Source organism: Corallincola holothuriorum (assembly GCF_003336225.1).
GTDB classification, from domain to species: Bacteria; Pseudomonadota; Gammaproteobacteria; order Enterobacterales; family Neiellaceae; genus Corallincola; species Corallincola holothuriorum.
The window spans coordinates 59,123-67,734 of the sequence record NZ_QPID01000014.1; the positions used below are offsets into that span (position 1 = coordinate 59,123).

Annotated in this window: 7 protein-coding genes; 5 read left to right on the forward strand and 2 right to left on the reverse strand. The window is 49.3% G+C overall.

Annotated elements, in window-relative coordinates; all coding sequences use genetic code 11:
* Positions 1-47 precede the first annotated feature (47 nt).
* Positions 48-1,349 carry a DKNYY domain-containing protein gene (locus tag DU002_RS18300; protein WP_114339903.1) on the forward strand — a complete coding sequence of 434 codons (1,302 nt, stop codon included), beginning with the start codon at positions 48-50 and terminating at the stop codon, positions 1,347-1,349.
* Positions 1,350-1,665: 316 nt separating this feature from the next.
* Here DU002_RS18300 and DU002_RS18305 read toward each other — a convergent pair whose 3' ends face one another.
* The gene (locus DU002_RS18305) at positions 1,666-2,862 is read right to left on the reverse strand and encodes a S8 family peptidase (protein WP_114339904.1); all 1,197 of its coding nucleotides are present in this window, start codon (positions 2,860-2,862) and stop codon (positions 1,666-1,668) included.
* 225 nt (positions 2,863-3,087) lie between these two features.
* On the opposite strand from DU002_RS18305, the gene DU002_RS18310 reads away from it, so the two are divergent.
* On the forward strand, positions 3,088-4,617 hold the full coding sequence (locus DU002_RS18310) for a glycoside hydrolase family 13 protein (protein ID WP_199405278.1): 1,530 nt from the start codon (positions 3,088-3,090) through the stop codon (positions 4,615-4,617).
* On the opposite strand, the gene DU002_RS18315 is transcribed toward DU002_RS18310, so the two are convergent.
* A complete protein-coding gene (locus tag DU002_RS18315) occupies positions 4,531-5,406 on the reverse strand; it encodes a LysR substrate-binding domain-containing protein (protein WP_114339905.1) in 876 nt (291 codons plus the stop codon). The genes DU002_RS18310 and DU002_RS18315 overlap by 87 nt on opposite strands.
* A 51-nt stretch (positions 5,407-5,457) precedes the next feature.
* On the opposite strand from DU002_RS18315, the gene DU002_RS18320 reads away from it, so the two are divergent.
* The 3 genes from DU002_RS18320 to DU002_RS18330 form a co-directional block, all read left to right on the forward strand.
* The gene (locus DU002_RS18320) at positions 5,458-6,570 is read left to right on the forward strand and encodes a TDT family transporter (RefSeq protein WP_199405279.1); all 1,113 of its coding nucleotides are present in this window, start codon (positions 5,458-5,460) and stop codon (positions 6,568-6,570) included.
* Between the two features lie 187 nt (positions 6,571-6,757).
* Complete coding sequence (gene epmA, locus DU002_RS18325) at positions 6,758-7,720, forward strand: elongation factor P--(R)-beta-lysine ligase (protein WP_114339906.1); 963 nt, start codon at positions 6,758-6,760, stop codon at positions 7,718-7,720.
* A gap of 293 nt (positions 7,721-8,013) precedes the next feature.
* A partial coding sequence (locus tag DU002_RS18330) for an IS110 family transposase (RefSeq protein ID WP_147271899.1) occupies positions 8,014-8,612 on the forward strand: 599 nt, incomplete at its 3' end.

An 8,612-nucleotide genomic window follows, 5' to 3' on the forward strand; every position in this document is an offset into this window, starting at 1 on the left:
CTTCTGAGGCTCTTTTAATTTTATGTATTTTCAAGGATGAACACGATATGAAATGGTTCCTGACTTTGGGTGCGGCAGTCGTCGCTTTTCCTGTCATTGTCTTTGCTTTCTTTTACCTCGCGCCTCGGATTGGTTATTCCGCCATAGATAAAGGAGTCAGTGAACAATATTACGCCAAAAAGGGAGAGGTGTTTTTTGTCCGGATGGGTAATTTCTTTCAATTGGGCGCCAATAAGATAGAAGGTGCTGATTTGGAAAGCTTCACGGTACTTAGTGAAGACTATGCAAAAGATAGTCGCCGAGCGTATTGGAAAGGCGAGCCGATCGATGACGCTAATCCTGATTCATTCTCAGTTATTTCGATGGCGCATATCAGTCATCAGGAGACTTACTTCGCAAAGGACAATGAGCACGTTTATTCCTATGGCCAACTTTTAGTTGGCGCTAATCCTGCCAACTTCTCTCTGATTAATACGATATATGCTCACGATGAGCGGAATGTCTTCTATTTTGACCAGATGATCGCGTCATTTTCAGCCGACTTTAAAACGTTTACGGGTGAAGAATCTGATAGATACCTAGCTATCCGTGATGAGGTGTTTTGCGATGGCGAAGTACTAAAAGGGGCGAGTCCTAATAAGTTTGAACTCTTAGTTGATGGTTACTCTAAAGATCATCGGTATGTTTTTTACAGAGGCGAGGCGCTCAACAATGCCCATGCTCCGTCATTTCAGATCTTGAATCACGCGGTTCAGTTCGATCAAAATGGCGTCTTGTATAACGATGAATACTTGCCGTTTGGCGATGTCGCGTCTGTAAAAGACGTGGATGGTTATTTTTGGAAAGATAAAGACGGCGTCTACTATTTGGGGAGCAGGTTAGTCGGGCTTGCACCAGAGAAAATGACGCGCCACCTAGCCAAAGAGTTGCAAAGTTATCAGTATATTGAGTTGAGCTTAGATGCTTTTAATTCTCGATATGTTAAGCGCAGTGATGTGACGCCTTTAAATGACAGCTATTTCATTTTTGAAGGGCGTATCTACTTCGGTTTGCGGTCGATAGAGGGAAGTGATGCCAATGACTATCAACTGCTCGGCCATAATAGCTATGGTCAACATTTGCTTTCAAATAACACCATCTTCTTTGGTGAAAAGCCAATCATCGGTGCCGATATCCCCACGTTTAAGGTGATAGAGAAAGGCTATTCGCTTGATGCCAACCACGTGTATTGGCAAACACATAAGATCTATGGCGTTCACCCTGATCAGTTTGTCTACTCTGAATTCCTCGAGCTGGAAGAGGATGATCAAGGCCGATATCACTACCCTCAAAATGACTCTCGTTTCTGAAGCAACTTCCCTACCGGCCGAAAGTTAGTGTGGGGGATTAGAGACATTGGTTGATTGAGAAAAGCGCAACTGATGTTTGTCCACGTCAACTGGCGAGCTTTAACACTTCGATCTATCGATGAGCCATTACAGGTAGTGCTTTGGAAGAACCCGATTCATATACTGGCTGATACAGATGTAATTGAATCAATAGTGCAAAGGAGTGGCAGTCGTTATCGCCAAGAAGCCGCGGTCAGGGACGGAGCTGCAAGATTGCAGTGCCGTCCCCAGTCGTTTGGTATGTTTACACGATATAAGGATGACTTGGAACTAGGCCCTAGTCATTGCCATAGTAAAGATCCAGCCACTCAATAAAGGCGTAAGCGTCCAAAATACCTGCTCCAAATCCACCTGCCGGTAATTTTACTGGGAACGGTTTCGCGCTCTGAGTTAATCCTAGCTCCGCCACCTCATGAGTTAGTTGTGGATATTTCTGTTTTCCAAAAGCCACTGCGGATGCTACCGACGGGGTTGAGTAACTTGTGCCGTGGGCGTACCTGTAGCTCTGATTTTCGTCTGCCAATAGTTGGTTGCCGCCAAAGCCTGAGATATCTACGCTGTTACCATAATTACTAAAGCCTGAAGGACTACCATCTATATCCACTGAGGCAACTAAGATAATGTTTTGGCAGCCCTGAAAGGTGGCGGAGGCATCATTTCCTGTGCTAACGGTGATAATACCGCCGGCGTTGACGTAGGTGTCTATTTCGTCTTGTAGCCAGAGCCGGTCATTGCGACTGCATTGCACGCCACCGTAACTGATATTAAGTACCATGGCATTCTGATCGATCAGATATTGCGCCCAGCCGGGCTGAGTATAATCTATTCGATACAGTTGTGCGTTGCTCACCAACCCCGCAACCCCTTCGCCGTTATTTTGCAGCGCAACCATCAGCGAGCCGACTAGATTGCCATGAAAGTGTTCGACGTCTTGAGCTGGATACGTACCTGCTAGCTCAGGAAGATCAGGATGTGGAAAGTAGCCTATTTCACTCATGGCAATATTGATCGGTGTCTCTTCAGCAATAAGCCCGTCAATATAGGCAGAGTTAACACGGGGAGCTGCGTAGTTTCTGTCATCCCAGAAATCCTGGTTGGGAACATCGGGATCGGTAAAGTAAAAAACATAGTCCGTGTCTATGACAGAAAGGTGGAAGGTTTGGCTGTAGCTGTCGGTACCGTTGTTGGCGGTGACAGTAATGGTTTCAAATGTATCGTTGTCTACTTCATAAGCTGACCAAATGATCTGCTTGTTGACTGTATCAATAGTGCCTTTATCTGCGGTTATCGTTACGTTGGCATCAACTAATTGGTCAAATTGGTAGTCAATGATGAAGGTTTCTCTTTCGCCGACACTGTTAGCCTCGGCATTTAGGCTAAAAGCAACCGGGGAGCTATCTGAACTGCCTCCTCCGCATGCTGTGACGAGAAAAAGAGAGCAAATTGTTAATGGGGCAAGTGAAAGATACTTCATGCCAGTTTCCTTGGCTTGTTCTTGAAAGAGGACTCTAAACTATTGAATAGAACCTGCTGTTACAATGACAGCCTTCAAGGCCTTACAATTAATAACATTTAGTTCCTACTTTCTTACGGTTAGCTGCTCAATTCGTGAATCAGGTTTGAGATATGAATAGCTATCTCTGGCTTTATGGGAGTAATGTAAATCATTAGAGAGCACTGAGCTTATAGAGGGCTAAGAATGCAGATGAAAACTCCTGATTGGGTAAAGCACGCGGTGTTCTATCAGATCTACCCTGATCGCTTTGCTCGTGGTGCGGGTATGGTTCATGAACGCGGTTTGCGTTTTCAGCCATGGGGGGCGGATCCGGCGGCGCAGGGCTACCAGGGCGGTGATCTCTACGGTGTTATAGATAAGCTGGATTATCTGAAGACCCTCGGCGTTAATGCCCTCTACCTTAACCCTATTTTTAGCTCAGCCTCAAACCATAGATATCATACTTTTGATTACCTGCAGGTCGATCCCTTATTAGGGGGCAACGATGCATTAAGGGCACTGTTGGAGCAAGCGCATCATCGCGGTATTAAGGTGATACTGGATGGGGTGTTTAATCACGCCAGCCGTGGATTTTGGGCGTTTCACCATATTTTGGAAAACGGTGGGGATTCGCCTTATGTCGATTGGTTTATGATAAATGATTGGCCACTTCGCCCCTATCATAGTGACGAAACTCAACCGCCAAACTATGAAGCGTGGTGGAACCTCCCCGCACTACCCAAGTTTAATATTAAGAATCCCGGGGTACGGGATTATCTGTTGAAGGTCGCACGTTTTTGGCTCGAATTTGGTATCGATGGTTGGCGTTTAGATGTGCCAGAAGAGATTGATGATGTGCCGTTCTGGCAGGCGTTTCGGCGTGTAGTCAAAGAGGTGAATCCGCAAGCCTATATTTGTGGCGAGATATGGGGACACGCAGGTGATTGGCTACAGGGAGATCGTTTTGACGCCACCATGAACTATACCTTTGCCTGGTCGGCAATGAGCTTTATCGGTGCAGCCAGCTTGCGCCGTGACTACATCAAAGAGCATATGCCCATGACCCCGCTCAGTGTAAGTGAATACCGCCAGGTAGTTGAACGGATGCTGAGTTGGTACTCCGATGAGGTGAATCAGGCGCAATTAAATCTGTTAGACAGTCATGATACCGCCCGCGCCCTTTGGATTATGGGGGAAGATAAACCCTCGCTGGCGTTGTGTGTGCTGCTGCAGATGACGATGCCGGGCGCACCCTGTATCTATTATGGTGATGAGGTGGGAGTTTCCGGCGCCGATGATCCCTATTGCCGCGAAGCGTATCCTTGGCATGAACCGGCGTTGCAGGATCATGATCTGTTGGCGACGTACCAATCGTTGACGCGGTTGCGTCATGCGCATCCCGTATTACGCCTTGGCGATGTCAGTTTTGTTGAGGCAGATAACCCAGAGTTGTTGATTTTTAAGCGTGAGTTGGGTGCTGACAAGGCCTTGGTGGTGGTCAATCGTACGCGAGAGTTACAGACAGTGAATCTGCCCGCGGCCGAATACCAGAACTATATGCAGGAGTGGCCTGCAACCCATAGCTCTGGCGCTATCGGCAATCAACGGCGGCTGACCCTCGCACCGCAACAGGGTGTCGTTTTGGTGTTAGCTCCCCATCTGTTCGATGAAACACTTTACTCTGGGCTGACAAAGGTTGCTGCTGAGGGCAATCAAGTTAAAGGGGCGGGATAGCGTTAACGCAGGTAAAGAGAGTTCAACCAGTCGCTTGGCTGCTAAAGATTCCTGTACCAGCGTTCGGGATACGCAGCTGAGATAGTCGCCACTCTCTAGCAAAGCGAGTAGGGACTTTGGGTGATTGATGCTCATGGCGACGGTTGGGGTTAGGCCATGCCGGGCCATCTGCTGCTCAAAGATGGCGCGGGTGCCTGAGCCGCTTTCTCTTAGCAGCCACTGCTGTTGATTGAGTTGTGCCATGGTCAGAGTTTGGTTTGCCAGCGGGTGTTGGCTTGCCGCCACAATGACCAGCTCATCGGTTTGCCATTGTCTTGGGTTCAACTCAGGATCCCGACATTCAGCTTCAATCAGACCGATGCTTAACTTGCCCTCTTTGACATGCTGCATCACCTCACGGCTGTTGCTGACCTCCAGCTTCAATGACACCTGAGGGTACCTGCTGTGATAACGCTGCAGTAACTGCGGCAGTCGATGTTCGGCAATGGTTTGGCTGGCACCGATGGTCAATACTCCAGCCATTTCGTCGAGCTGCGCTAACCCTTCCGATAATGCTTCGGCCTCTTGAATAAGGTGATGGGCACGGGGGATCAGCCACTGACCTCGAGCATTGAGTTGTAAGCGTTTACCTATACGGCTAAACAGCGGTCCCTCTAAGTGTATTTCCAGCTCGCGCAAGGCGGCACTGGCTGCCGCTTGGGTGATAAAGCATTGCTCTGCTGCAGCGCGTACGGTGCCTATCTCAGCGATTGCAGTAAATACTTGCAGCTGTCTAAGGGTGTATTTCATACAAGTAAAACCTATCAACTGATAATTATTAATAGATTTTAATGTATTTTGATGCCGCCTACACTGTCAACGTTACTTTCTGTCGGAGTGTCGGTCATGGTATCGATGACTAAATCAGCACATGGGGCTCAACCGGTTAGCTTAGCGGTGCCAATACTGGAGCAGCACTCATCCCTTGAAACTCGCTCCGGGGGCTTTGTTTACCAGCTGGCTCGCATTCCTGCACCTACGGGAGGCGTCTCTCTGGCTAGTTTCAGCTTAGCGTCGGCATTGGCCTTGGCAGAAAGTCAGCAGCTACTGCTCCCCGGCTTGGCTGGGTTCTTCGTACCGCTATTGTTAGCGTTGGGTGGCTTCTGGTTACTGCCGCTGCTAAGCAAATATCTGTTACAACCCCGCTTATTGCTCAATGAACTGGCGCATCCCGTATTAGGCAGTGTATTACCCACCGCGGCGATGGCGATGATGGTGGCGGCCAGTTGGTTAGTGCAGCTGGACACTGCTGCCGCCCAGCAGGCCGCCGTCGTGCTTTGGTCTGGCGCCGTGGCGCTGCACGCCGTTTTGTTGATCGGTTTCTGTGGTCGTCAGTGGCGCCTGTTTAGTTTGGACCGCATGGTACCCAGCTGGTTTGTGCCGCCGATTGGCATTGTGGTGGCCTGTGTCACCGCACCAGCGATGGGGTTGGAACTGGTGGCACAACCACTGTTCTGGTTTGGTTTAGTGGCTTATGGAATTAAGTTGCCAGTGATGCTCTATCGCTTACTGTTTGTAGAGCGAATTCCAGAAAGTGCGTTATGTACATTTGCCATCATGGGGGCGCCTGCGAGTTTATTGCTGGCTGGTTATTTGAGCTGCTTTGATACGCCGAATCATCTGTTAGTGCTGCTGTTGGCACCCATTGCCTTGTCGATGACGGCTTTGGTCTATTTGGCGTTGATTAAGCTGCTACAACTGCCTTTTAGCCCAGGTTATGCCGCCTTTACTTTTCCTTTAGTGATTGGTGCCACGGCACAGCTACTGTTAAGCCAGTGGGCACAGAAAAATGGTATGACCGAGTTAGCAGAGCTCACCGCGATAGCAGGTTTAGGAGAGTTGGTTGTGGCCGCAGTGATGGTGTTGTATGTGAGTGGTCACTATCTGTCTGCGCTTTTTAAATCCGCTTTTTAGAGGCCGTTTTGAGTGTTGTTAGGCATCTATTCTATCAGCAGGTGAACCATAACTATGGTGATGGTGAAGGCCAAAAGCCGAGTCACACCTTGGGCCTGGCGTATAACCCTTTTTGCATGTGAATGGCAGTTTTCGTGGCGCTTTGTTATAACACGGGGCTGCATCTTTCATCTCAGGAACCCTTTCTATGTGGCAGCCCACCGCGACTATTGAAGCGATACGTAAGCGAGGGCAGATAGTTGCCGAAATTCGCACTTTTTTCGCTGAACGTAATGTCTTGGAGGTCGATACCCCCGCGCTGTCCCATGCTGCTACCACGGATCTGCATCTGCACAGTTTTGCAACGGAGTTTGTTGGGCCCGGTGCGGCTCAAGGTGTACCACTTTACTTGATGACTTCACCTGAGTTTCATATGAAGCGGTTGCTCAGTGCCGGTAGCGGTGCGATTTACCAGATCTGTAAAGCGTTTCGTAATGAAGAAGCGGGACGCTTTCACAATCCAGAGTTTTCGATTCTGGAGTGGTATCGCCCTGATTTCGACCATCATGCATTGATGGACGAGATGGACCAGCTACTGCAGCAGGTATTGGGTTGTCAGATGGCCGAGCGGCTGACGTACGCTGAAGCGTTCTTCCTGGTGTTTGCGTGTGACCCGCTAACCGCGTCGATGGATGAACTACGGCGTTTGGCTCCTGAGTCTTTGCGGGACATAGCTGAACAGGAACAGGACAAGGATACCTTGCTGCAACTGTTGTTTGCGGAGTGCGTGGAACCGGTGATTGGGCAGAATGATTCGCCCTGTTTTATCTACCATTTTCCTGCCAGCCAAGCTGCACTCGCACGGATCTCAGTGGAAGATCCCCGCGTTGCCGAACGTTTTGAGGTCTATTTTAAAGGGATCGAACTGGCCAATGGCTTCCATGAACTGGCCGATGCCAATGAACAGCGACGCCGTTTTCAAGCCGATAACCAGAAACGCTTACGTCATGGCTTACCACAACGCCCGATCGACAATCGTCTGCTTGATGGGTTGGCCGCTGGTTTCCCCGATTGTGCAGGTGTGGCACTGGGTATCGACCGCTTGGTGATGTTGGCGCTAGCTGCTGATAGCATTGCTGAAGTGATTGCATTTCCAACCGACAGAGCGTGAGGGGTGGCCTGCCTCTTTACCTTTGCTCGTTCTCCCTTCGCGGCAAGGCTGTGATGAGGGGGCTTATTAGGTGACGCTAAACACCAAAATACCCCTCACCCTAGCCCTTGTATCTGTCTTGGGTTACTGATTAGCTATCAGTAACCCACCAAGGCTCAGTGAGTATGTCCCTAACCCGAGTGCTTTGACACTGTGGGAGAGATGATGCCCTGAGTCTTTTCTCTAACACTGGATGGTATCCAAGCGCCCGCTTAGCGGTGATGCTGCATGGACAAGGGTAGTAAGAGTTAATTATGCAATCTGTTGGGATCGATGTAAGTAAAGCCAAGCTCGATTGTTGCTGGCTGCGGGATTCACAAAAGAACAAAGTTAAGTGCAAAATATTTAAGAATCAGCCTGACGAATTCAGACACCTGGGTGATTGGCTGGTAAAGAACACAGGCAGTCAGCCGGATGAGATCCATGTGGTATTGGAAGCCACAGGCGTTTATCACGAAGCTGTTGCTCTGCAGTTGTACGACAGGGGCTTTCGGGTCAGCGTTGTAAACCCAGCACGGCCTAAGAAGTTTGCTGAGTCGATGGGGTATGTTCATAAGACCGATAAAAAAGACAGTGTGATACTGGCGAAGTTCGGCGAGCAGGCAAAACTGGCTTTGTGGGTGCCTGAGCCGAGGAAAATACGCCAGCTTAAGGCGTTGATAGCACGCCTTGAAGCCCTGGATGAGGACCTTCAGCGTGAGAATAATCGTCTGGAGGCCGCAGAGCTGACACAGGCATCGGAGATTGTCATTGAATCACTGACAACGATGCTGGAAGCGCTTGAAGCTGAGCGCAAGCGTCTGTTGAGTGAAATCGATGACCACATTGATAATCACCCGGACCTCAAAAAGAA

Excerpts from the sequence above, each read along its gene's own strand:
- DU002_RS18300 (WP_114339903.1), top strand. The coding sequence starts at position 48 with ATGAAATGGTTCCTGACTTTGGGTGCGGCAGTCGTCGCTTTTCCTGTC.
- DU002_RS18305 (WP_114339904.1), bottom strand. The coding sequence starts at position 2,862 with ATGAAGTATCTTTCACTTGCCCCATTAACAATTTGCTCTCTTTTTCTC.
- DU002_RS18310 (WP_199405278.1), top strand. The coding sequence starts at position 3,088 with ATGCAGATGAAAACTCCTGATTGGGTAAAGCACGCGGTGTTCTATCAG.
- DU002_RS18315 (WP_114339905.1), bottom strand. The coding sequence starts at position 5,406 with ATGAAATACACCCTTAGACAGCTGCAAGTATTTACTGCAATCGCTGAG.
- DU002_RS18320 (WP_199405279.1), top strand. The coding sequence starts at position 5,458 with ATGCCGCCTACACTGTCAACGTTACTTTCTGTCGGAGTGTCGGTCATG.
- epmA (WP_114339906.1), top strand. The coding sequence starts at position 6,758 with ATGTGGCAGCCCACCGCGACTATTGAAGCGATACGTAAGCGAGGGCAG.